23 protein-coding genes and 1 riboswitch are annotated in these 22,139 nt (G+C 36.2%); of the genes, 9 read left to right on the top strand and 14 right to left on the bottom strand.

What is annotated here, in order from left to right:
* The first annotated feature begins 205 nt into the window (after positions 1 to 205).
* From B2R82_RS10190 to B2R82_RS10175, 4 genes are all read left to right on the top strand, one after another.
* Positions 206 to 646, top strand: a complete 441-nt coding sequence (locus B2R82_RS10190; protein ID WP_286924742.1) for a LytTR family DNA-binding domain-containing protein — start codon at positions 206 to 208, stop codon at positions 644 to 646.
* Entirely contained in the window at positions 643 to 1,059 is a 417-nt protein-coding gene (locus B2R82_RS10185; RefSeq protein ID WP_286924741.1) for a hypothetical protein, read from the top strand. The genes B2R82_RS10190 and B2R82_RS10185 overlap by 4 nt, the downstream gene beginning before the upstream one ends.
* Positions 1,060 to 1,069: 10 nt before the next feature.
* Entirely contained in the window at positions 1,070 to 1,612 is a 543-nt protein-coding gene (locus B2R82_RS10180) for a DUF7010 family protein (RefSeq protein ID WP_286924740.1), read from the top strand.
* Between the two features lie 316 nt (positions 1,613 to 1,928).
* On the top strand, positions 1,929 to 2,192 hold the full coding sequence (locus B2R82_RS10175; RefSeq protein ID WP_286924739.1) for a hypothetical protein: 264 nt from the start codon (positions 1,929 to 1,931) through the stop codon (positions 2,190 to 2,192).
* A 608-nt stretch (positions 2,193 to 2,800) separates the two neighbouring features.
* Here the strand turns inward: B2R82_RS10175 and guaA are convergent.
* The 12 genes from guaA to B2R82_RS10115 all read right to left on the bottom strand — a co-directional run bounded on the left by guaA (position 2,801) and on the right by B2R82_RS10115 (position 16,033).
* The gene (gene guaA / locus B2R82_RS10170; RefSeq protein ID WP_286924738.1) at positions 2,801 to 4,354 is read right to left on the bottom strand and encodes a glutamine-hydrolyzing GMP synthase; all 1,554 of its coding nucleotides are present in this window, start codon (positions 4,352 to 4,354) and stop codon (positions 2,801 to 2,803) included.
* A 152-nt stretch (positions 4,355 to 4,506) separates the two neighbouring features.
* A riboswitch (purine riboswitch) is annotated at positions 4,507 to 4,608 on the bottom strand.
* Positions 4,609 to 4,643: 35 nt separating this feature from the next.
* Positions 4,644 to 6,824 (bottom strand): transglutaminase TgpA family protein, encoded by a 2,181-nt coding sequence (locus tag B2R82_RS10165; RefSeq protein WP_286924737.1) that lies wholly within the window; start codon positions 6,822 to 6,824, stop codon positions 4,644 to 4,646.
* A complete protein-coding gene (locus B2R82_RS10160; RefSeq protein ID WP_286924736.1) occupies positions 6,821 to 8,002 on the bottom strand; it encodes a DUF58 domain-containing protein in 1,182 nt (393 codons plus the stop codon). The genes B2R82_RS10165 and B2R82_RS10160 overlap by 4 nt, the downstream gene beginning before the upstream one ends.
* Positions 7,999 to 8,943 (bottom strand): AAA family ATPase, encoded by a 945-nt coding sequence (locus tag B2R82_RS10155; protein WP_286924735.1) that lies wholly within the window; start codon positions 8,941 to 8,943, stop codon positions 7,999 to 8,001. Before B2R82_RS10155 ends, B2R82_RS10160 begins: the two co-directional genes overlap by 4 nt.
* 190 nt (positions 8,944 to 9,133) lie before the next feature.
* Positions 9,134 to 9,814 carry an ABC transporter ATP-binding protein gene (locus B2R82_RS10150; protein ID WP_286924734.1) on the bottom strand — a complete coding sequence of 227 codons (681 nt, stop codon included), beginning with the start codon at positions 9,812 to 9,814 and terminating at the stop codon, positions 9,134 to 9,136.
* Positions 9,811 to 10,620, bottom strand: a complete 810-nt coding sequence (locus B2R82_RS10145) for an ABC transporter permease (RefSeq protein ID WP_286924746.1) — start codon at positions 10,618 to 10,620, stop codon at positions 9,811 to 9,813. The genes B2R82_RS10150 and B2R82_RS10145 overlap by 4 nt, the downstream gene beginning before the upstream one ends.
* Complete coding sequence (locus B2R82_RS10140) at positions 10,620 to 11,069, bottom strand: nitrous oxide reductase accessory protein NosL (protein ID WP_286924733.1); 450 nt, start codon at positions 11,067 to 11,069, stop codon at positions 10,620 to 10,622. The genes B2R82_RS10145 and B2R82_RS10140 overlap by 1 nt, the downstream gene beginning before the upstream one ends.
* Positions 11,066 to 12,337 carry a right-handed parallel beta-helix repeat-containing protein gene (locus B2R82_RS10135; RefSeq protein WP_286924732.1) on the bottom strand — a complete coding sequence of 424 codons (1,272 nt, stop codon included), beginning with the start codon at positions 12,335 to 12,337 and terminating at the stop codon, positions 11,066 to 11,068. Before B2R82_RS10135 ends, B2R82_RS10140 begins: the two co-directional genes overlap by 4 nt.
* A gap of 60 nt (positions 12,338 to 12,397) precedes the next feature.
* Positions 12,398 to 13,042 (bottom strand): nitrous oxide reductase accessory protein NosL, encoded by a 645-nt coding sequence (locus B2R82_RS10130; protein ID WP_286924731.1) that lies wholly within the window; start codon positions 13,040 to 13,042, stop codon positions 12,398 to 12,400.
* Positions 13,043 to 13,260: 218 nt separating this feature from the next.
* The gene (locus B2R82_RS10125) at positions 13,261 to 13,581 is read right to left on the bottom strand and encodes an NAD synthetase (RefSeq protein ID WP_286924730.1); all 321 of its coding nucleotides are present in this window, start codon (positions 13,579 to 13,581) and stop codon (positions 13,261 to 13,263) included.
* Positions 13,582 to 13,729: 148 nt separating this feature from the next.
* Entirely contained in the window at positions 13,730 to 14,554 is an 825-nt protein-coding gene (gene nadE, locus B2R82_RS10120) for an ammonia-dependent NAD(+) synthetase (RefSeq protein WP_286924729.1), read from the bottom strand.
* An 18-nt stretch (positions 14,555 to 14,572) separates the two neighbouring features.
* Positions 14,573 to 16,033, bottom strand: coding sequence for a nicotinate phosphoribosyltransferase (locus B2R82_RS10115; RefSeq protein WP_286924728.1), 1,461 nt, complete (start codon positions 16,031 to 16,033; stop codon positions 14,573 to 14,575).
* A 312-nt stretch (positions 16,034 to 16,345) separates the two neighbouring features.
* On the opposite strand from B2R82_RS10115, the gene B2R82_RS10110 reads away from it, so the two are divergent.
* Both B2R82_RS10110 and B2R82_RS10105 read left to right on the top strand, forming a co-directional pair.
* A complete protein-coding gene (locus B2R82_RS10110; protein WP_286924727.1) occupies positions 16,346 to 16,687 on the top strand; it encodes a P-II family nitrogen regulator in 342 nt (113 codons plus the stop codon).
* A gap of 12 nt (positions 16,688 to 16,699) precedes the next feature.
* Positions 16,700 to 17,995, top strand: a complete 1,296-nt coding sequence (locus B2R82_RS10105) for an ammonium transporter (protein WP_286924726.1) — start codon at positions 16,700 to 16,702, stop codon at positions 17,993 to 17,995.
* A gap of 173 nt (positions 17,996 to 18,168) precedes the next feature.
* On the opposite strand, the gene B2R82_RS10100 is transcribed toward B2R82_RS10105, so the two are convergent.
* Complete coding sequence (locus B2R82_RS10100) at positions 18,169 to 18,669, bottom strand: methylated-DNA--[protein]-cysteine S-methyltransferase (protein ID WP_286924725.1); 501 nt, start codon at positions 18,667 to 18,669, stop codon at positions 18,169 to 18,171.
* A gap of 111 nt (positions 18,670 to 18,780) precedes the next feature.
* On the opposite strand from B2R82_RS10100, the gene B2R82_RS10095 reads away from it, so the two are divergent.
* The 3 genes from B2R82_RS10095 (at position 18,781) to B2R82_RS10085 (ending at position 21,309) form a co-directional block, all read left to right on the top strand.
* Entirely contained in the window at positions 18,781 to 19,512 is a 732-nt protein-coding gene (locus tag B2R82_RS10095) for a phosphate ABC transporter ATP-binding protein (RefSeq protein WP_286924723.1), read from the top strand.
* On the top strand, positions 19,509 to 20,261 hold the full coding sequence (locus B2R82_RS10090) for an ABC transporter permease (protein ID WP_283869732.1): 753 nt from the start codon (positions 19,509 to 19,511) through the stop codon (positions 20,259 to 20,261). Before B2R82_RS10095 ends, B2R82_RS10090 begins: the two co-directional genes overlap by 4 nt.
* A gap of 73 nt (positions 20,262 to 20,334) precedes the next feature.
* Positions 20,335 to 21,309, top strand: coding sequence for a proline dehydrogenase family protein (locus tag B2R82_RS10085; protein WP_286924722.1), 975 nt, complete (start codon positions 20,335 to 20,337; stop codon positions 21,307 to 21,309).
* 149 nt (positions 21,310 to 21,458) lie between these two features.
* On the opposite strand, the gene B2R82_RS10080 is transcribed toward B2R82_RS10085, so the two are convergent.
* A complete protein-coding gene (locus tag B2R82_RS10080; protein WP_286924721.1) occupies positions 21,459 to 22,007 on the bottom strand; it encodes a methyltransferase in 549 nt (182 codons plus the stop codon).
* Positions 22,008 to 22,139 lie beyond the last annotated feature (132 nt).

Genomic DNA, 22,139 nt, shown 5'->3' with positions numbered 1-22,139 from the left:
ATATACAATACGTTATACTTTTATTTGTCGATTCTATTAAATAGTCAAATTTAGAATCATCTCTAAGTTTTTGAGGGTGTAAAAACTTTAACTTTACATTTACTGAATCAACGTTGTAACAAAATCTATTTTTTTTGCAACAAAACGAAAAAACATCGTAAGTACTGAGAAGTGTTGCTACGATAAAAACAGGAAGGAGATCAGCATGAAATTCAACTATATTTGGAAGAGCAATAAATCATCTTCTGAAATTGAGATTATTAGTAATCCATCGAATAAAGAATTGCTTTCAACATTTGAACAACGTTTTTTTCAATCTATAACATTAAGCGCAACAGATTTCAAAACAAATCGTCAGGTTAAAATTGAACTCAATGACATAGAAGCAATTGAGGCATCTGGTCATTTTACAAAAATCCTTTTAATAGATGGTACTGAGCTAATGTTGAATAAGATTTTAAAAGAGTTATCTTACCTAGAATCATTCGGATTGGTTAGAATCAACAATTCAATGATTTTGAATTTGAATCAAATACTTTCGTTTGCTTCGGGAAGTCACGCTAGATTGGAGGTTATTACCAAGCATCATAACAAGTATATTGTCAGTAGACATTATGCAAAATCTATTAAGGAGAAATTAATATGATAAATGACTTAAAAAATAGTTTTTTGAACGTTTCATTTATGGTTTTAATTTGGATTGTTTTTTTAATTACTATTTTTAATCTTCACGAAGAAATAGTAAATTTTCTTTATATCTGGAATTTAATTGGGATTAGCGTTCTAATGGGGATTGTTTTTGGTATAGCTTATCCTTATTTGTGGAACTACTCTACATTAAAAGTAACAACTAAAATTACTATTAGTACTTTTTTGAATTTTTTCTGTTGTATTGGAAGTGTATATCTTTTTTCACCGAAAGTATTTGAATTTATCAAACCTTATTTATTGCTAATTTTAGTGTTAACGTTAATTGGTCATATCATCGGATTTTATTTTTTCTCAAAATATGAAAATAAAAAAATAGCGGCTAGTTTGAATAGATCGCTAGAAAATTAAGGAGACGAAAATGAACATCAATACTAGCTTACAAGTACTATTAAATGATATTGCTCAAAAACAAAAAAGGGGGCTTCCCTTTATAATGGCATCAATATTTATTTGGGGAGTTATCACAACAATAACGTTGTTGCCTTTAGATTTAATGATAAAAAATATTGGTATTTTATCTTGTGGTGCATTGCTGTTTCCTGTTTCAATTCTTTGTGCCAAAATATTAAAAGTTGATTTATTTTATAAAGAAAATCCATTGATTAATGGACTATTGATTGCAACAAACAATCAAATTTTATATTTAATTATTTGTATTCTTCTATTAATTAAAGCACCTATGTGGGTCTTACCTGTATATGCAATTATTTACGGTGCACATTTGTTACCATATTCATTCTTTTACCAATCGAAAAGTTATCGATTTAGTTCAATACTTATTTGTATAGCTATTTTGATAAGTATAATCTTCTTCCATTTACATATTATTTTTGTTCCATTAATCGTAGAAGTTGGTGTGCTTTGCCTATTTTTAATGCTGAAAAAGGAAATTAAAAGCTAGTCTGAAAAAAATCAGACTAGCTTTTTACTTAGAGCAAAAGACCAATTATTATTCATCCTTTACATTACTATTATTGAAATAGGTTATGTGTATCTTGGGCTTTACGTTTTCTAGCTTCACGTTTCAACGTACTCATACCTACGATTTCTTCAACCTGCTTGAATTTTGAGCTTCAAAGCGTGGTCAGTTGGAAGAGCAGTCATTTGTTCTTGTCGCACATTTCCCATTTTTCCACAAAACTTCCATATCACTCTGTTATAATCTTATTTAAGAAGGATATTTATTAAATTAACTAAAGCCAAAGAAGGAGGAAAAGATGGAAAAATACAAAAAGCTAATTATTATAGGTTCATCTTTAGGAATTGTGGGTTTAATATTAAGTTTCTTTAGTGTTAGTTTTGGCACATCCCTAGCTGATAATTGGTTACACAGACTAGGTGGAGCTGATACTTGGAAGTATGAGTTAGTAATGCAATCAAACATAAATATTTTTTTAGTTATTGGGAGCATACTTTTTAGTGTTAGCCTAGTGTCTATTATTTTTTCTTGGTATAGGATGTTAGATCTTCATGACAAGTGAAGGGATGACTACCCCCTTTTACATTCGAAACTAACCTTCACACATTGAAGCTAATAGACTTGCGTGTATGATGAATGTCATATATGCAAGTCCTTTAGTTATGCCGAATGTGACAAATTGAAATATTAGCTTCCTTCATACTATGGATTTTGGAATACATTTCTTTTTTTACAACATTGATAATACGCTTCACTTCTCCAGCGTTAAACGTCATATTTTGTTTCTAAGCATTGGATTACTTCAGGGTAATTCTTCTTCAATCAAATTGTTGAAGAACACTTATAATGTTGCGATATTTTGTTGTTCAATGTTTATCTGCCTTTCATTCCCAGTTACTGACGGTACTGAGCATATTTCTTAATGTGAATCGACTTTACTGCTTTAATATCAATGACATTCCATAAACCACAGCTTCATGCGCCAAATACACATCTTAATACTTCGGTTTGTGCCCATTTCTCGATTCATCTTGACATCGTCTATCAACTCAAAAATTCTAATAAAAAAAGACCTCCCTTTAATCATGAATTACATGAATAAAGGAAAGCCCTGTTTTGAAAGTCAGTTGTTGCAGGTGAAATGTCTATCTCTAATACAACTATATTAAATTATTCCCACTCAATCGTTGCTGGTGGCTTAGATGTAATATCGTACAGTACGCGGTTCACGTGTTTTACTTCGTTTACTAGGCGGACAGAGATTTTCTCTAGTACATCCCAAGGAATGCGTGCCCAGTCAGAAGTCATACCGTCGATCGATGTTACGGCACGGATACCGATTGCGTAGTCATACGTACGTGCATCGCCCATTACGCCGACTGAACGAATATCTGGTAATACTGTGAAGTATTGCCAGATGTCGCGATCAAGGCCAGCTTTTGCGATTTCTTCACGTAGGATGAAATCAGATTCGCGTACAATTTCAAGCTTTTCTTCTGTTACTTCACCAAGTACACGAATACCTAATCCTGGACCTGGGAATGGTTGGCGCCAAACGATTTTCTCGTCAAGACCAAGCTCTAATCCTAATGCGCGCACTTCATCTTTAAATAATGTTTTAAGTGGCTCAATTAATTGGAATTGCATATCTTCTGGTAGACCACCAACATTGTGGTGCGACTTAATTGTTTGTGCTGTAGATGTTCCTGATTCGATAATATCCGTATAAAGTGTTCCTTGTGCTAGGAAATCCATACCTTCCAGTTTTGATGCTTCTTCATCAAAAACATAAATAAATTCGTTACCGATAATTTTGCGTTTTTTCTCAGGGTCAGATACGCCAGCAAGTTTATCCATGAAACGTTGACGTGCATCAATTTTAATAAGATTCATGTCGAAGTCTTCAGTAAATGTTTTCATTACTTGCTCAACTTCACCTTTACGGTTTAAGTTATGGTCTACAAACATACAAGTTAATTGGTCACCAATTGCTTTATGAATTAAAACTGCAACAACTGATGAATCTACACCGCCAGAAAGCGCACATAAAACTTTTTTGTCACCCACTGTTTCACGGATTTTCGCGATTTCAAGCTCAATGAAGTTTGCCATTGACCAGTCGCCCTTTGCTTCACAAATATCGAACACAAACTGACGTAAAAGGTCATTACCGTATACAGAGTGACGTACCTCTGGATGGAATTGTACAGCATAAAGTTTACGTTCTGCATTCGCCATTGCCGCAATTGGACAAGAAGCGCTTGTTGAGATCACTTCAAAGCCAGGAGGTACTTCTGTCACATGGTCACCATGACTCATCCAAACAACTTGCTCAGAAGGCAACTCTCCAAATAGTTTATTAGAAGTTGTTACTTGGATTTCCGCTTTACCATATTCGCGTGTTTCAGCACCTTCTACTTTACCACCTTGTGTATGTGCCATTAATTGCATACCGTAGCAAATACCTAGGATTGGTAAGCCTAATTCAAAAATAGCTGGGTCAACATGAAAGGCATTTTCATCATAAACAGAGTTTGGACCACCTGAGAAGATAATACCAGTTGCATTCATGTCTTTAATTTCTTCTGCTGTGACTGTGTGTGGGTGTAGCTCACTGAAAACTCCAAATTCACGGATACGACGCGTAATTAATTGGTTAAATTGGCTACCGAAGTCTAGTACAACGATTTTTTCTTGCTCTTTTAATAAAGGGCTAGCTGACAAAATTTCCACCTCTTCTACTATTTTTAAAGGATATCTTCATGTGTTCAAAGAAAAACGCGTATGAAAGTAAAAACTTCCTACGCGTTCATAAGCTCTTGAATTATAAAGGCGAATGCGTAGCAAAGAAAAGTGATTTTACGTACTTCTCACCTATCCAATACATTCACCTTCATAGAGAAACCATTTACGGTGATTTCGTAGAAACATTCGAACCTTATTATCGAACTTATATGAAAGCAATCCTTATCATATATAATTTTTTTCATTTTACTCTTTGTCCCCACTAAAATCAACTGATAGTGAGATTGATTAAATATTCCCAACTTTCTTTCAGTTCTTTAAAGTCAACACTGTATGCTTTCTTGCCATAGATATGTTGCTCATAAACTACCGTTAATTTTTGCATTTTATCTGTCTCTAATGACATATCTACCCTTTCAGCAAAAGCTCGTAATGTTTCTCCATCTTTTCGTCGTAAGCCTATGCGTGACAATTGCTTCATTAAATCATGGTAAGAAGCATCAAAATTTGTCCAATTCGCATCTTTTTTACGATAAGCTCTTATTTGCATTTTAGGTATCCACGTTCTACGTTTCGTATACAATGAGATACTCACAGCAATGAGTAAAACAAGTAAAGCCAGCCATACATATGTGAGTTTTTTCATCCATGTCCATACTACATCTATACTAAATGTTGAACTAGTAGCCTTTTGTTTTGGTGCTTGCTCTTTCTTCGGCTGTTCCTGTTTTTCTTCTGGCTGAGTGACTTGTTCTTGCTGAGGCGTTTCTTTCTCAATATCATAATCAATATTCACATTTCCAGTAAAGCCAATCGTTGGCTCGAACTCCATCCAGCCTGTTCCAGGTACATATGCCTCCACCCATGAGTGTGCATTATTATTTGTAATACGATACTCACGCAAACCATCTGACACTGAGCCAGCATCACCTGGCGCAAAGCCTTTTACCCAGCGAGCTGGAATACCTACCGATCGTAGTAGTACAACCATCGATGTTGAAAAATTATCACAGTAGCCAATTTTTGTATCGAATAAAAATTGATCAACATAATCCTGATCCTCAGCAGGAATAGCTGCTGCTGTTTTATCGTATCTAAAACCATTATATGAAAAATATCTTTCTATTGCTTTGATTTGATCATACACTGATGGTTTATCCTTTGTTATGTCTATCGCCAATTCTCTTACACGCTGCGGAAGCGTATTTGGTAATTGCAAAAAGCGATTAAAGGATGGGTCTAAGGTTTCTAGCATGGATGGTTGTGACAATTGAAGCTGCTCCATACTATAGATAGGTTCACTATATGATAGCGTATAGCTTGATAATAATTTAGATTCGTTATTTTGTTGCTCGATACCTATTTTTTCGGTTTGCTCATCCTGTACAAACATGGTTGAATCCTGAGCGGAAACTGACAGCATTCCATAGGTTTGAATTAAAAACGGCATCGGAACTGCTATGTCCATCTGAATTTCACGGGTTTTTTCTGGAGATCCCACCTGTAAAGAAGTTAAAATAGGTGTATCAGCTTGATAATAATTTTTACCAAAGTTTCCTTGAGAAAGAATCCACCCTTTTGATGTATAGGTATCCTTCGTATCAATACGCCAATAGTGGCGATCACGGGAAGTGGCTGTAAAAACTAATGTATTATCTCCCTGAAATGGTCCGCCTAATCGACTATCATCATTACTATAGCCAACTGATTTTTTACCCGAGCCCAAATCACCTTGTCCTGCAACTCCTTTGATAAAGGGTACAGGATCAGCCCAGGTCGGTCCCGTCTTCGGTAAAAAGAACGCTACACTACTAAAAATTAATACAGAAACAATCATAGGTATAACAAGCTTCCACTTTCCTATTGCATTATTCGTTGCATCAACTTGGAGCCATAGCCGCTTGACAAAAAGTAAACCTGTCATGATTAAACCCAGTATAATAACCTTTACAATTGCCGTTTTTCCATTGTAATCACTAAATGTATCTAAAGTAGCAATAAAGAATACTGTTAACACAAAGAAATAGAATATATTATTTCGTACCGTTATCCAATGGTGAATTAAGTATATTAACATCCAAATAAGGGCAAGGAAAAGAACTGTTCTAAACGAATCGGAGACTTGTCCAAATTCTCCTGAGAAAATGGCTGTCATATTCCATTTCCATTCCTGTATTAAAAAAGGCAGTGTGTTGCCAGATAAAAAAGGTTCTTTACTAAATACAAATACTATAAACCATGTAATATATCCAAGTTTAATCAACCCTGATAATAGCGGCTGTACCCGAAATAAGCTAAGTGCCAAGGATAGACCAATAAACACCAAAAATAAGTGAAGTAATGCGGTATCAGTCAGCTCCATTACTGGAATAAGCCATTCACGCAAAATTAAAAAAACAATTACATATGCAATCGTTAATTCTATATAATCTCCTACTGTTTTTTTCACGGCTTCATCACCTCCGTGAATAAATGATAATAATCAAGTGGATTAACATGAACAACTTGTATTTGTTTATAGCGCTTAGATAAATCTGTTTGTATAGGTGACTGTTCTGCCACCACAAAACAAATACAGCTTTTCACCATAGTGGCGAGAGTATGTAATAATTCATCAGATACTTCGCTCGTGACATATAACATTGTTGCAACATGCTTAGAGGCTCGTTGATCTCGTAATTGGAATTTAATATTTTCTGTAGACTTTATAGCAGCTAAATGATGCATGACCTGATCCAACTGCTTATTCCCCTGGATTAGTGGAAACACCTTCGTTTTTGCACCCGCTGAAACGAATGAAATATCTCCTCGTTCATCTACTATTGTTTGTAATATTGATGCTACTAGCTCAACCTTTTCTTCAAATAACGGTGATTTTTTCGCATTGAGCACTAACATTAGCTCCTGTGATTGACGATCCTCAAATTCTTTTGATTGTAAAGTTTGCGTTTTTGCAAATGATTTCCAGTGAATCCACGAAAAACGATCACCTGGAACGTACTCACGTAGTCCAACAGCCATTGAAGTATCCTTAACGATAGAATAAGGTGACATCATGGATCCGGCATCAAATTTTGTTTGAAGTGCTGCATATTTCATTTCACGAACTCTTGGATAAATTAAAATCACTTGTTCCTTTTCCGCGGAAACACTTTTTTTTGCCCAACCAAAGAAATCATTGAAAACAATAGTTACACCTAGGTAACGATGCTCACCGCGTGGCATATTTTCTAGCAGATAACTCCAGCTAAACTTTTTCTTAAAACCTACAAACATAAGGGCATTTGCTCCTTGTACCTTCGATTGCACAAGGGACTCACTATTTACTAGCTCCTCCATCATCATATACGCAAATGGGAAGCGCGTTTTTCGCTCTACATTAATTGTAACCTTAGCTGATTGCCCACTTTCAATATGAGAGGGTTCAATTTCACGTTCTACAAGTAAAATTTCCTCTCTTACTAATAAGAAAATAAAGGCATATAACAGAAATGGACTAACTGTGAAAAATACAAACCAACTAACAAAGCCCCCCTGAAACATAGCATAGCAAAATGTAAAAATGATTAACAAAGTAACTAATAAGAAATGTTTACTTTTCTCTATCAATACTTTCCATTTCTTCATTGCTCCGCAAACCTCTTTGTTGGTACAGGTGTTTTTGCAATTATGCGCTCAATAATTTCTTCGGCAGTTACGTTATCATATCGCGCATCAGGCTTTAATACTAATCGGTGGCTAAATACAAATGGTACAAGATATTGGACATCATCCGGTGTAACATAACTACGTCCTTTCAAAAAAGCATAGGCTTGTGAGGCTTTCATTAGCGCAATCGTTGCACGAGGGCTTACCCCTAAATTTACATAGCTATTTTCCCTTGTTTGTGATGCTAACTCTACCATATAATTTTTGACAGAATCTTCAACATACACACCTTGCACGAGTTCCTGTAATTCTTTTAATTGCCCAACTGTTAGTACAGCTTTAATCTTTTCAATTGGCTTACCATTTTCAGCTCGACGTAGTATCTCTACCTCTTCATTTCTAGATGGATAACCCATTTTTATTTTTAGTAAAAAACGATCAAGCTGTGCCTCTGGTAATGGATATGTCCCTTCATGTTCGATCGGATTTTGTGTTGCCATAACGAAAAATGGCTGCTGGATTGCTAGGGTGTTACCATCGATTGTGACAGAAGCTTCTTCCATTCCTTCAAGCAACGCAGATTGTGTTTTTGGAGATGTACGATTGATTTCATCGGCTAATATAACATCTCCCATTATCGGACCAGGTCGAAACTCAAATTCCATTGTTTTCGGATTATAAATAGATACCCCAACCACATCAGAGGGCAATAAATCCGGCGTAAATTGAATTCTTTTAAATTGGGCATCAAAAGACTTTGCTAGCGCTCGCACCATCATTGTTTTACCTACACCTGGTACATCCTCTAGTAAAATATGCCCTCTCGCCAGCAAAGCAACTATACTAAGCTCAGCTACCTCTCTTTTACCAATCATTACTTTTTCTATATTTTCTAAAACATCTTGTATTTGCGAATTCATAAATTAAAAAACCTCCCATTTCATCCTACAATTATTTGAATTGCACGATAACTTATCTTAAGCATAACGAAATATTGCCTGTAAGACAATATTATGAAATTCTGACCATTAAGCACATAAAAGAAGACTTGTCTGAATTCCTTCAAACAAGTCTACCCACTAACATAGAACGCCATTACCTATCAAAATGTTACAGATTTAATTTTTTTAACCATAAATTTTCTAGTGAGGGTGAATCCTCCTGTAAGAGAATTTCCTTTAAGGCTCCTGAGATAAGTATTTTCCCCTCGTGTAAAACTAACACATCATCTGCCACTTCCTCAGCAAATGCCAAGAAATGTGTGGAAAATATGACTGTACAACCTTTGTTTTTTTCCTCAAGCATCAATTTTTTTAGCTCAGTTATCCAAAACGGATCAAGTCCATTTGTTGGCTCATCTAAAATAAGCAATGAGCCATTGCCAAGTAAGCTTTGGGCAAGATTCAGACGCTGACGCATTCCTTTTGAGAATTGCTTTACTCTCTGTTTTCTTACATCCCATAGCGCGACACGTCTTAATACATTTTCTTGCTCCTCCTTATCAACGTTCTTGAAAGAGGCAAGTAGCTGTAAAATCTCTATTGCTGATAACATAGATGGAAAGTCAACATCATCTGGCATATATCGGATAGTTTGCGGTTTATGCCAAATCATTTCACCTGATTTTTGCTTTTCCTGTCCTGTTAACAATCGGATTAATGTACTTTTGCCAGCGCCATTCCCCCCCACAAGAGCTAGAACACGCCCTGTCTGTAGGGAAAAGGAAGCTTCCTGAAGTCCTCTATTATTGTCATATACATGTGATAATTTGTTGGCTTCTAGTAGCATCATCTTCTTCCCCCTTTCTTTAAAAGCCTACTGCTGAAAGCTAATGGACAAATGATCCAAAGCATCGTTATAGCTCCATATAGCGTGTATCCTAATGATGAGGAGTAAAATTTTGTCACACTATAAAATGCTGGACCAAGCACGCTAGCTTGGTTTGTAAAAATAAAATAGCCGAAGCGTAACCACTCTACAGGATTAATATGTATCGCAATAATGGTAAGCTTTTGCATCACATGACCTGCTACGACAGTACCTATGGCCATCAAAGCGTAAGAAATGAGCAATAAAAAAATAGACCAAATCACAAGTGATAACGATAGTGCCAATAATCTAGTTTTGGCAAAGGCTCCAATCGAAACGGCTAAAGACACAAAAATTAATATACATAGCAAAGTTAGCGTGATGAAAATAGTAGGCAATCGCACACCACCTAAAATCCCTCCTAGCGTTACGATAACCCCAAACGCTAACAGCACGACCAATAAAAAGGCTAGTACAGTAGCTATATATTTCCCTGTAATGTATTGCAACCGTGTCATTGGATATGTCTTTAACAACGAGTACCAGCCAGATTCTACATCTCCAGCAATGCTCATACTGCCAATCGTTAGGATAAACAGCGGCAATAAAAATAGTAATACGTTTAAAAATGAGGCAGTTTGACGTGTAAAGCCTTCAACATCAGGAAGTGCCATTTGCTGAATGACGATAATAGATGTAAAAACAAATGTAAATAGCAGACATACAAGTTGCATCCATCGACTTCTAAGCATTTGTTTCAATTCTAATTTAATTAACATATTATACATCACTCATGGATCCCCCAATTAAAATTGTGTAAATCCTTATAATGAAGCAGTTTTCCCTCTCCTTCTTGCGTCATCCACTCCTGTGCTGCTTGTTTTGTGTCAAAGGCCACTACACCGTAATTCATTGGTGTCCAATACTCCTTGTTGTACACATAGACAGCTTCAAAAACATCAATCCATTCATTTTTTGAGGCATCTTTAATGTAGGCTGCTCCAATTTCTTCATCGCCATTTGAAGCTATATATTCCATCAAGCAGCCAATATCATCAAAAATTTCATAATCACCATTTTTCAAGGCTATTTGACCAGCATAAGCATTATGAACAATGCTCATATTACAAATTTTACAAACGTCCGTTTCACTAACTATTTCACGAGGCTCAAATGTTTTTTCGCTACAGCCCCACAGTACACCGCAGCACAACAAGATCATCATTACCCTTTTCATTCCGTTATCCCTCTTTTCCATAGCCATAAACTACCTACTAGCAAAAGTAAACCTGCTAATGTTTGTATAACATTTAGTTTGTTATTTACTATTTCATGCTTTGTCGCTAATCTCGGTGTATGATCAACTAACACCTTTGATTCTGTTTTATTAATTTGCTGATCAAGCGTTGTTAATAAAACAACACTAGGAGAGGCCACAAAATATTGGTAGACAGGCTGCCGAACCATCCACTGTCCAAAACTTGACATTGCCACATATGGAACATCACCATACCCATCCCCTTCTATATCAATACCTGTATAATCATCATAATAATTGCTATGAAGCTGAAAGCCTAATTGATCAGAGCGGGCTGTTAAAATATTGCCAGTAAAGCTATTATTACTAGCCGTTGTGTTATTACTTACCTTTGTGCCCTCTACTGCCGTTTGATTCATTTGAAAGTTATTTGTATCCATTTGAATCATCGAACTTTTTTGTAATGCTACACCTGTTCGATTATTTTTGATAATATTTTTCGCTATTGAAGCTCGCTGTACGTCATACAACAACATACCGTAGCCATTATAATCAGAATGGTTTTCGACGGTGTTGTTTTCTAATAAGATATCTGTGGTCATCATGACCATAAAGCCAGTAACATTAGAAAGATAGTTATTAAAAAATGCCTTCGCATCCCTTGTGTACATAAAATGTGTAGCATAACGACTTTGTGTCACATTGTTGTGCTGAACAACAATACTGTTGACTTCCTCTACATAAATTCCATCCTGCATCTGCTCAATATGATTATTTTCTATAAGGATGTCTTCACTTTTATAAATGGCAATACCATTACCTTTCTCTGCATAATGCCCCTCACTGCCAGTTACTTGAATGTCATGTATATGAATGTTTTTGGAGCGCTGAATATGTACACCCGTATAAGCGTCTTTAATGTGTATATTACTGAGCTCAAGCCCATCAACATTACTAGCAACAATTGCCTTACTTTTTCCTGATAATTCTACATTGCTGATACTGATAGTTGTGGTGCTTTCAATTCGTAGTGCAGGCTCATCATTTTTCGAAATAAATTCCGTTCCTTCCTCACCAAGTAATGTTAGTGGCTTTGTAACAACAAAGTTACCTTGATAACGGCCAGCAGGAATATGAATTACCTCACCGGGTGATGCTGTATCAATAGCTTCCTGTATATCGAATTCAGCGTAAACTATGTCGCTCATAAATAGAAAAAACAATAATGCAAAGCCTATTTTCTTCACCTTTTCTCACCTCACACTTCAGCATGAAAAGACTAGAGGAATCCCCCTAGCCCTTTTCTATTAATGATTATGACCTTGATCATCATGATTCATCTCTTCCATATGCATGGAATCCGATTCACCGTTTGCTTCTTTTTTCGCTTTTTCTTCCATCATTTTTTTACGACGCTCCAATGCATCATCCTTAATCTTTTGTAACTCCTCTACATGTGCACTTGGATTATCTGCAATAAATATATCTGCATCAGCTTTGTTAATAAAATAAATATAGCCCCAGTTCATCGGTGATTTCAGGTCTGTTTTGACGATTGTTACATCTTCTACTTTCGCCCAATCCTTTGTGATATAGTCTCGTACAAATTTTTCGTTCTTTTCCTCATTTGCTACCTCTGCATTTAATAAACAGCCAATGTCATCGTAAAAGGCGATTGTTCCATCCTCTTTTATCGCCTGAGTAGAGAACTCTCCCATTTCATCGTCTTTCATGTAAACTTTCATATTACACATTTCACACAATGTATCTTCCTTAGGCTCTTGTAAACGTGGATCAACTAAAGAAGCAACTTGTACCGAATTATCTTTTGCTTCTGATTCATTAACCGTATCCTCTTGCTTTGATGCATCTTCCTTAACCTCTGTCTTTTCTGTACCGCAGGCCACGAGTAAAAATAATACTGCGAGTACAGGTAACCATAATTTTTTCACAACCGCTTCCCCCAATTTCTTTATTCTGTTACTACCAATTACTTTACAGTTCAATTGTGAAATAAGTAAAAAAACACTGTGAAGTATTGGAAAAATTATCTTGAATATTCATTGAACGTTTTGATTTCAAGTATTTTGAATAAAAGATATTTATTTTCCTTTTGTAATACAAAAACTCTCTCCATCTATAGAAAGATGAAGAGAGTTTTTATACATGTCTATATAGAAGAGCGGTAACTATTTAGAAGCTTCTTTTGCTTGCTAAGACGATTTAATTTATCAGCCGTTTCATTTAATTCATGTCGTATTTGTAAATCATATACATGATCTAAAGAACCAGCTTCTATTTTATTTGAACGCGGCTGATGATCTTGTTTCGTATGATTCATTTGCTTCTTATCATTATTTTTTTGCATACTATTTTTAAATTGTTGCTTCGGATTTTGCCCAAAGTTATGGCTTATATCCCCTGCATGAAGATACTGTTGTTCGTTACGAAATGTACTATTAGTCGTTGCACTTACTCTAGAAGTCCTCATAAATAATTACCCTCCCTTATTTTTTATTAGCTTTATAGGTATATATATCGACATTTTATGCGAAAGCTTAATAACTCAGAATCAAATTAAATAAAAAAAGAGCTCTATTCAAAGTTAAACCTACTTTAAATAAAACTCTTCTTTAAGATCACTTCCAAAAATCATCAAATATTGTTATGGGCATATGGCGTTTATGCTGAGAACGTAAATAATATCCTTCTAATGTAATACGTGCTTCTTCAGGAATAGTCTTTCCCTCTAAATAATCATCAATTTGATCATATGTTACACCAAGTGCTTGCTCATCTGGTAGGGATGGGCGATTTTCCTCTAAATCAGCAGTTGGTGTTTTTAAATATAAATGCTCTGGGCAATCAAGCGCAGCTAATAATTGCCTACCTTGACGTTTGTTGAGGCGGAAGATGGGCATCAAATCCGCACCCCCATCTCCAAACTTTGTGTAAAAACCCGTTATTGCTTCAGCAGCGTGGTCCGTTCCTAATACGACAGCATTATTCATAGCAGCAATCGCATATTGTGCCTTCATGCGCTCACGTGCCTTTTCATTTCCCTTTACAAAATCACTTATCTGAATTCCTGCATCCGCTAATGCTTGAACGCTTGCATCGACAGCATCTTTAATATTCACTGTTAGGGCTTTTGTTGGTTTAATATAATCGATGGCATCCTGACAGTCCTTTTCATCAGCCTGAACACCATATGGTAAGCGTATAGCATAAAAGGAATATGTCGCTTCTCCTGACTCCCCATTTAACTCATCAACCGCAAGCTGCGCTAATTTCCCTGTTAATGTAGAATCCTGTCCACCAGATATTCCAAGAACAAATCCTTTTACAAAACTATATCGACGGGCATATTCCTTTAAAAAATCAATGGATTTACGAATTTCCTCCTGCACATCAATAGTAGAGTTCACTCGTAATTCCTGAATAATCTGCTGCTGTAAAGTCATTTATTGTCCACTCCTTACTTATAATCGATTGACCATTTCACGCACTTCTTCAATATTGCGCATTTTATTGTCCCAACATCTTTGGCTTAAATCGACAGGGTATTCCTCAGGATTCATGGCACGCTTATATTCATCCCATAACAATTCTAAATTATTCGCAGCATAATCGCGCATTTCTTCTAATGCTGGATTTTGATAATGAATGGCTCCATTTTTAATTACATGTTGATGTAAGTTTTTTGCTTCGAAGTTTGTAACAAATTTCGAAACAAAGGTATGAACCGGGTGGAACATTTTTATTCGTTCCTCTGCTTGTGGGTTTTCATCCTGCATCGTAATATAATCTCCCTCTGCCTTACCGTTCTTTCGATCGATAATTCGATAAACATTTTTAAGACCAGGTGTCGATACTTTTTCAGCATTCGCAGAAATTTTTATTGTATCTTCTAATTGACCCTCTTCATTTTCGATGGCAACCATTTTATAGACAGCCCCTAAAGCAGGTTGATCATAAGCTGTAATAAGCTTTGTACCGATTCCCCATACATCCACTTTTGCACCTTGTGCCTTTAAGTTTAAAATGGTGTATTCATCTAAATCATTGGATACGATAATTTTGGCATTGTGGAAACCTGCTTCATCTAGCATACGACGAGCTTCTTTTGACAAAAATGCTATATCACCACTATCTAAACGAATGCCAATAAAATTAATTTTTTCCCCAAGTTCTTTAGCTACTTTAATGGCTGTCGGCACACCTGATTTTAACGTATTGTAAGTATCCACAAGGAACACGCAATCTCGGTGACGTTTTGCATATGCATGGAATGCATCGTAATCATTTTTATAAGCTTGAACAAGTGCATGTGCATGGGTACCTGAAACTGGTATATGAAATAGTTTCCCTGCACGAACATTACTTGTAGAAGCAAAGCCACCAATAAACGCAGCCCTTGTTCCCCAAATGGCCGCATCCATCTCCTGAGCACGTCTTGTGCCAAATTCCATTGCTGCTTCATTTTTAATAATTTGTTTAATACGACTAGCCTTTGTTGCAATTAATGTTTGGTAATTCACAATATTAAGAAGAGCTGTTTCAATTAGCTGTGCCTCTACTAATGGTGCTTCAATGCGAACGATTGGTTCATTAGCGAAAACAAGCTCCCCCTCCACCATGGAGTACATATCTCCTGTGAATCGGATATTTTTCAAATAATCAATAAAGTCTTCTTTATAGCCTACCTCTTCTCGTAAGTAGGTAATATCTGAATCGCTGAAACTAAAATTGCGTAAATAATCAAGCATTCTTTCTAATCCAGCAAAAATGGCATATCCATTGCCAAATGGTAATTTTCTGAAATATAATTCAAAAACTGCTTTTCTATTATGTATACCATCCGCCCAATACGACTCTGCCATATTGATTTGGTATAAGTCTGTGTGCAGCGCTAAGCTATCATCTGCATAGTGTGAACTCACAAGTAACCCCTTCTTCCGCTTTGATAATTAGTCCTAGTATACACTATATACCCAAATTCTTGCGTTTTACATTCTTCTGTTTTAATGTTAGATTTCCTTACATTAATAATCAGAAAATTTAGAACACGACACATTTTAGACACATTTTTTAGTACCGCTTACATTCCCCCTATAAAAACATTTTACTAAATATATTACGAGAAACGAAATATTCCATGTCATAAAATATAACATGTATATCAAAAAAATAATTGCGTTGTTTTTGATGTCGTTTTAACATGTAAATTAAATTAACGCAAGGAGCTGGTTTCAATGAAAAAAATCGAAGCAATTATTCGTCCTGAAGTTTTCGGCGCCGTTAGGGATGGACTTGCACAGGAAGGAATTGCAGGGCTAAGTGTTTCCGAAATTGCGGGCTGTGGACGTCAGCTAGGTCGGACTGGTTTATTCCGTGGCAACACGTACGAAATTGAATTTTTACCAAAGTTGAAATTAGAAATGATTGTTGATGATGAAAAAGTTGATCCTATAGTGGGAGTACTTTTACGAGATGCTGCGACCGGTCAAGTTGGTGACGGTAAAATATTTATTTATCCAGTAGAACAGGCAATTCGAATCCGTACTAAAGAAGTCGGCTCAATTGCGGTAGAATAAGGGGGAATTTATATGGATGCGGTTCTATTATCGGTAAATTTAGTTTGGGTAATGTTAGGTACAGTTTTAGTATTTTTTATGCACGCTGGATTTGCAATGGTTGAGGCTGGCTTTACACGTTCTAAAAACGCGGTCAATATAATTATGAAAAACTTTCTAACGATTTCACTAGGCGGTATTATTTACTTTTTATGTGGATACGCAATTATGTTTGGTGATACTGCAGGAGGTTTATTTGGTACAAGTGGCTTTGCTTTAAAAGGTGTAGATGATCTTTCCTTCTTTATCTTCCAAACAATGTTTGCAGCTACAGGCGCAACCATTTTATCTGGTGCAGTTGCTGAGCGTACAAATATTTTTGCTTATATCGGCGTTATTATACTCATGACATTAGTAGTTTACCCTGTTGTCGGTCATTGGGTGTGGAGTGGTCAGGGCTGGTTAACAGATCTTGGATTTATTGATTTCGCAGGCTCAACAGTAGTTCATTTAACAGGGGCTGTAGCAGCATTTGTAGCAGCGGCGATGATCGGACCACGTCTTGGTAAATATGAGAACGGTCGTGTTCACGTCATCACAGGGCACAGTATTCCTTTGGGCTCTCTAGGGGTATTTTTACTTTGGTTTGGTTGGTTTGGCTTTAATGGAGCATCTACATTAGCAGCTGATCCTGAACTAGTGCCTAGCGTTATTGCCAATACATTCTTTGCAGCCGCTGCTGGAGTTGTCGCAACTGCTTTCTATACAAAGTTTCGATATGGACATATTGATGGCTCACTTACATTAAACGGTGCCTTGGCAGGACTTGTCGGCATTACAGCTGGTGCGGCTAATGTTAGTGTTATGGGTTCTATCATTATTGGCTTAATTGCAGCTCCATTACTTGTAGAAGGTGTACGTTTCATCGAATGGAAATTGAAAGTTGATGATCCTGTTGGTGCCATTGCCGTACATGGAATCTGTGGTATTTGGGGGACTCTCGCAGTAGGTCTATTTGATATTAATGGTCAAGGATTATTCTACGGTGGCGGCATCAGCCTTCTAGGCGTGCAAGCAATCGGGATTATCGCTACCATTGCCTGGGTTAGCATTTCTGTAACAATCGGTTTATTTATTATTAAAGCATTTGTGCCATTACGTGTTTCTGCAGAGGAAGAAATTGCTGGTTTGGATGTTATTGAACATGGTACACCAGCCTATGAATACCAGGATATTTTCAAAGGCTCTGCCGTTAAAGGTGAAACATTCGCCCATCGTTTAACACATTTTGGAAAAACAAAAACCAATGTTCAAGAGGAACATATCTAATATTTGATAGTATAAGAATCTGCATAGCTTCTATAGATGTCATGCAGATTCTTTTCCTGAATTAATAAACGTGTGGATTTACTGATCATTCCTTGAAGTCTTACGCTCAAACATGTAATTTTGTTGGAGTAAACTTTTTATTATCAGCGCATTCTTTATCGAAATCAATTTCTTCAAGCTCTCTCCATTTCAAGTAAAAACTCTTTCATTGCCAATCCACTCCGAAAACCTGTTAATTTACCATTTTTTCCAATCACACGATGGCACGGAATAATCGCCAATATTGGATTAGCCCCTATTGCACCACCTACCGCTCTTACTGCCTTTGGATTACCTATGCGGTGTGCAATATCAGAATAAGATGCAGTTGTACCGTATGGTAGCTCCATTAGTGCATCCCATACTGCTAGCTGAAATGGAGTCCCTTTGATATGTATCGGCAAATCAAATTCTGTAAGCTCTTTATTAAAATAAGCCGTAAATTGCTTAATATATGGCTGTAACTTTTCTTTATTTTCTTCAAAACGAAAGCCTTTAAATGGCTTTTTGGCCCATACTTCTACCTCTTCAAACGGTGCATTTGGTGTTCCAATATAAACGAGACCTTCATCTGAGGCTACGATATACATATTGCCTTGTGCATATGCTAATGTATCTACATATAATACATTCATTTTCCATTCTCCTTCCATTTTCACAGACTACACAATGGTTAAATAGCTGTAGCCTTTATTCATTTCATGATAAAGTTATTGTACCTATTAGTATAAAGGAGTTTCAACCGCATGAATATGTTATACGAGCCTTCTATTCACCTTCAGCAGGTCAGTTTTTCAGCAAATGGCAAGACCATCTTAAAATCGATTACTGGGTCATTCCCTAAAGGAAAAATTACCACTTTAGTTGGTCCATCTGGTGCTGGCAAAACAACTCTACTAAAATTATGCAATGGCTTATTATCACCTACAGATGGTCAAATATTAATTGATAATCAACCTATTTCTACATATGAACCAACCGCTTTAAGAAGACATGTCGGCATCGCCCTTCAGGCAGCACCTATGACCAACGGAACTGTGTTTGAAAATCTCGCACTTCCTCGTTCATTACAAGGAAAAAAGCTTACAAAAGAAGAAGCCATTCAATATTTACAAGATGTCGGACTTGATCAAAGCTTTTTACAGCGCTCTACAAATGGATTATCAGGTGGACAACGACAAAAAGTCTCTATTGCGAGAACGCTTATTAATCAGTCCTCCATTTTATTATTAGATGAAATCACCTCTGCACTGGACCGTCAATCTGTCCAGGATATCGAGACACTCATTACTACCATTAACAAAAAATACAATGTGACAATGATCTGGATTACACATAATTTGCAGCAAGCATTAACAATTGGACACTTCACATGGGTCATGATGGATGGTGAGCTGATTGAAACAGGAAAAAGCTCTCTACTGAAAGCACCTGTAAATCCACGTGTAGTAGAATTTGTACAGGGGGCGAATGTATGACATTTACAACATTATCTCTGACATTAATTTTTGTTTTTATCCCTCTGCTGCTATCAAAAACATTAAAGCTTGGACTTGAAAAAGATACAATTATTGCTACAATACGCTCAATTATTCAGCTGCTTGCAGTAGGCTATATCTTAAAATTTGTCTTTGATGCCCAAAGCTTTCTTTATATTTTCCTTATGGTTGCATTAATGATTGTAGTGGCAACATTAAATGCTCGCAAAAAAGGAGAGGGTATTCAAGGCATCACGTGGAAAATAGCTTTGACTTTAGTTGTAATCGAAGCTGTCACACAAGGCGTTTTACTCGGCTTTCATATTGTTCCAGCAACTGCACAGTATATTATTCCCATTAGCGGCATGCTGATTGGTAATTCTATGGTATTGTCCATTCTATTTTTAAATCGTTTTACAGCAGAGATTACCAATCGACATGACGAAATTGAATTAATTTTATCACTTGGTGGCACGCCTAAACAGGCTATTCATCGACAGCTAATAAATGCAGTAAAAGCAAGTATGATTCCTACAATCGAGAGTCAAAAAACCATCGGGCTCGTTCAACTGCCGGGCATGATGAGTGGTCAAATTATCGGTGGTGCAGACCCTATACAAGCAGTCCAATTTCAGCTCTTAATTATTTTTGCTCTCCTCACTACAGCGACATTATCAAGCATAATGATAGGCTTTTTAAGCTATCCTGCTCTTTTTAACAAACGCATGCAAATTCTTGAAATGAAATAACGATTGTGTTGAAATCGATATAACTTTTATAAATTATGTTATACTAAAAAGAAAAGCAGTGAGGAGAATGACCATGGTATTACGCGATTTTTTCATCCATTTATCTGAAAACCAATTATTAAATAGTGCTGCAAAAAAATATGGCCTTAAATTAGGAGCACAAAGTGTAGTAGCTGGTACAAATATTGAGGAAACAATTGCAAGCATCAAAGAGCTAAACGCACATAATATCTCTTGCACAGTGGATAATTTAGGAGAATTTGTTTCAACTGAAGAAGAAGCAACAAAGGCAAAAGAACAAATCCTCGCTGTTATTGAAGCTATTCACGAAAATGGTGTGAATGCCCATATTTCGTTAAAACCATCGCAATTAGGATTAGATATCGATGTTGATTTTTGCTACGATAATTTATACGAGATTGTAGAAAAAGCGGCGGCTTATGATATATTTGTGAACTTTGATATGGAAAACTATGGTCGCTTACAGACATCATTTGATATGGTTGAGGAGCTTTCCAAAACTTTTAATAATGTGGGTACTGTTATTCAATCGTACTTCTACCGTGCAAAAGACGATATTGAGAAATTTAAGGACTATCGTTTACGTATCGTAAAAGGTGCTTATAAAGAGCCTGTTGAGGTTGCCTTCCAAGATAAATTAGATATTGATTTAAATTTCATTGAGTTAATCGAATATCATTTACTTCATGGCAAATTTACGTCCATTGCAACGCATGACCATAATGTAATAGCACATGTAAAACGCTTTGTAGCTGATCATAATATTCCATTAGATAAATTTGAATTCCAAATGCTTTATGGTTTCCGTACAGACATGCAAAAAGAGCTTGCTAATGAAGGCTATAATTTCTGTGTATATGTACCATTTGGTGAGGATTGGTACGGCTACTTTATGCGCCGTTTAGCTGAGCGCCCTCAAAACCTTAATCTTGTGACAAAACAAGTATTTACGAAAAAAACAAATACAGTCCTTGCCGTAGCAGCAGGTGCATTTGTTCTGGGACGTTTAACAAAACGGAAAAAATAAGGCCCCACATAAAGAAGCCAGAAGCTTAATGAATAAGCTTCTGGCTTTAGTTGTGGATATTCAAACTCTGATCCCTCAAAGAAATTCTTAAAAACGTGTCATAAAAATAATCAGTGGGGATGACAAAGAGTTCACTGATTATTTTTATATTATTCAATATGTAACGCAATAGTTGAAACAATTGCTTCTGCTGCATATTCCCATTTACCATCAATAAAACTACCTAATTTTTGCCCAAGTTCTTGTATCATTTCGAGCGTAACCGGGATATCATTCTTTTGTGCTAATGTAGCAAGAAATGGAGCAGATAAACTTGTCCATCCTCCACGGTCAATTTTAATCTCTACTTGCTTTACTTCTCCATTTTCTATATCAATACGGTAATATAACTGATCATCCGGACGCCAGCTTAAGTGATGGGATATTTGCCCATTTACAACTGTTAGATTATTCTTTTTCGAAATAGAAGCCGGTTTCACATTAAATTCATGACCTAGTACATTTAATTTTTTAATTTCAGGACCGACTAATGCCGCCTGAACAGCTAGATCCATATTACTTTGTAATGATGTCTCTGTCTCAACTACTGGATCAACCATATCGTTGCTTGCAGCAAAAACGGCTGAAGGATATGCGCTAGTAACGACAAATGTTGTTGCTAATAACGCTGTTGAAGTAACTTTCATAATTTTTCTCATAATTATTTCCATCCTTCCCGTTAAAATGATTAAATTTTTCTAAATCTTATCATTAATAGTCAAAATATACAATATCTTAATATATTTTTTGTAATGACAAAAGGCACTGAATTTAAATGATTCAATGCCTTT

Origin of the sequence: Lysinibacillus sp. UBA6686 (assembly GCF_002455205.1) — a bacterium.
Taxonomy (GTDB): domain Bacteria; phylum Bacillota; class Bacilli; order Bacillales_A; family Planococcaceae; genus Lysinibacillus; species Lysinibacillus pakistanensis.
This window is presented reverse-complemented; position numbering and strand designations above follow the sequence as displayed.

Bases quoted from the DNA above. Each gene is read 5' to 3' on its own strand.
- B2R82_RS10190 (WP_286924742.1), top strand. From the start codon at position 206: ATGAAATTCAACTATATTTGGAAGAGCAATAAATCATCTTCTGAAATT.
- B2R82_RS10185 (WP_286924741.1), top strand. From the start codon at position 643: ATGATAAATGACTTAAAAAATAGTTTTTTGAACGTTTCATTTATGGTT.
- B2R82_RS10180 (WP_286924740.1), top strand. From the start codon at position 1,070: ATGAACATCAATACTAGCTTACAAGTACTATTAAATGATATTGCTCAA.
- B2R82_RS10175 (WP_286924739.1), top strand. From the start codon at position 1,929: ATGGAAAAATACAAAAAGCTAATTATTATAGGTTCATCTTTAGGAATT.
- B2R82_RS10160 (WP_286924736.1), bottom strand. From the start codon at position 8,002: ATGAAGAAATGGAAAGTATTGATAGAGAAAAGTAAACATTTCTTATTA.
- B2R82_RS10155 (WP_286924735.1), bottom strand. From the start codon at position 8,943: ATGAATTCGCAAATACAAGATGTTTTAGAAAATATAGAAAAAGTAATG.
- B2R82_RS10150 (WP_286924734.1), bottom strand. From the start codon at position 9,814: ATGATGCTACTAGAAGCCAACAAATTATCACATGTATATGACAATAAT.
- B2R82_RS10145 (WP_286924746.1), bottom strand. From the start codon at position 10,620: ATGTATAATATGTTAATTAAATTAGAATTGAAACAAATGCTTAGAAGT.
- B2R82_RS10140 (WP_286924733.1), bottom strand. From the start codon at position 11,069: ATGAAAAGGGTAATGATGATCTTGTTGTGCTGCGGTGTACTGTGGGGC.
- B2R82_RS10125 (WP_286924730.1), bottom strand. From the start codon at position 13,581: ATGAGGACTTCTAGAGTAAGTGCAACGACTAATAGTACATTTCGTAAC.
- nadE (WP_286924729.1), bottom strand. From the start codon at position 14,554: ATGACTTTACAGCAGCAGATTATTCAGGAATTACGAGTGAACTCTACT.
- B2R82_RS10110 (WP_286924727.1), top strand. From the start codon at position 16,346: ATGAAAAAAATCGAAGCAATTATTCGTCCTGAAGTTTTCGGCGCCGTT.
- B2R82_RS10105 (WP_286924726.1), top strand. From the start codon at position 16,700: ATGGATGCGGTTCTATTATCGGTAAATTTAGTTTGGGTAATGTTAGGT.
- B2R82_RS10100 (WP_286924725.1), bottom strand. From the start codon at position 18,669: ATGAATGTATTATATGTAGATACATTAGCATATGCACAAGGCAATATG.
- B2R82_RS10095 (WP_286924723.1), top strand. From the start codon at position 18,781: ATGAATATGTTATACGAGCCTTCTATTCACCTTCAGCAGGTCAGTTTT.
- B2R82_RS10090 (WP_283869732.1), top strand. From the start codon at position 19,509: ATGACATTTACAACATTATCTCTGACATTAATTTTTGTTTTTATCCCT.
- B2R82_RS10085 (WP_286924722.1), top strand. From the start codon at position 20,335: ATGGTATTACGCGATTTTTTCATCCATTTATCTGAAAACCAATTATTA.
- B2R82_RS10080 (WP_286924721.1), bottom strand. From the start codon at position 22,007: ATGAGAAAAATTATGAAAGTTACTTCAACAGCGTTATTAGCAACAACA.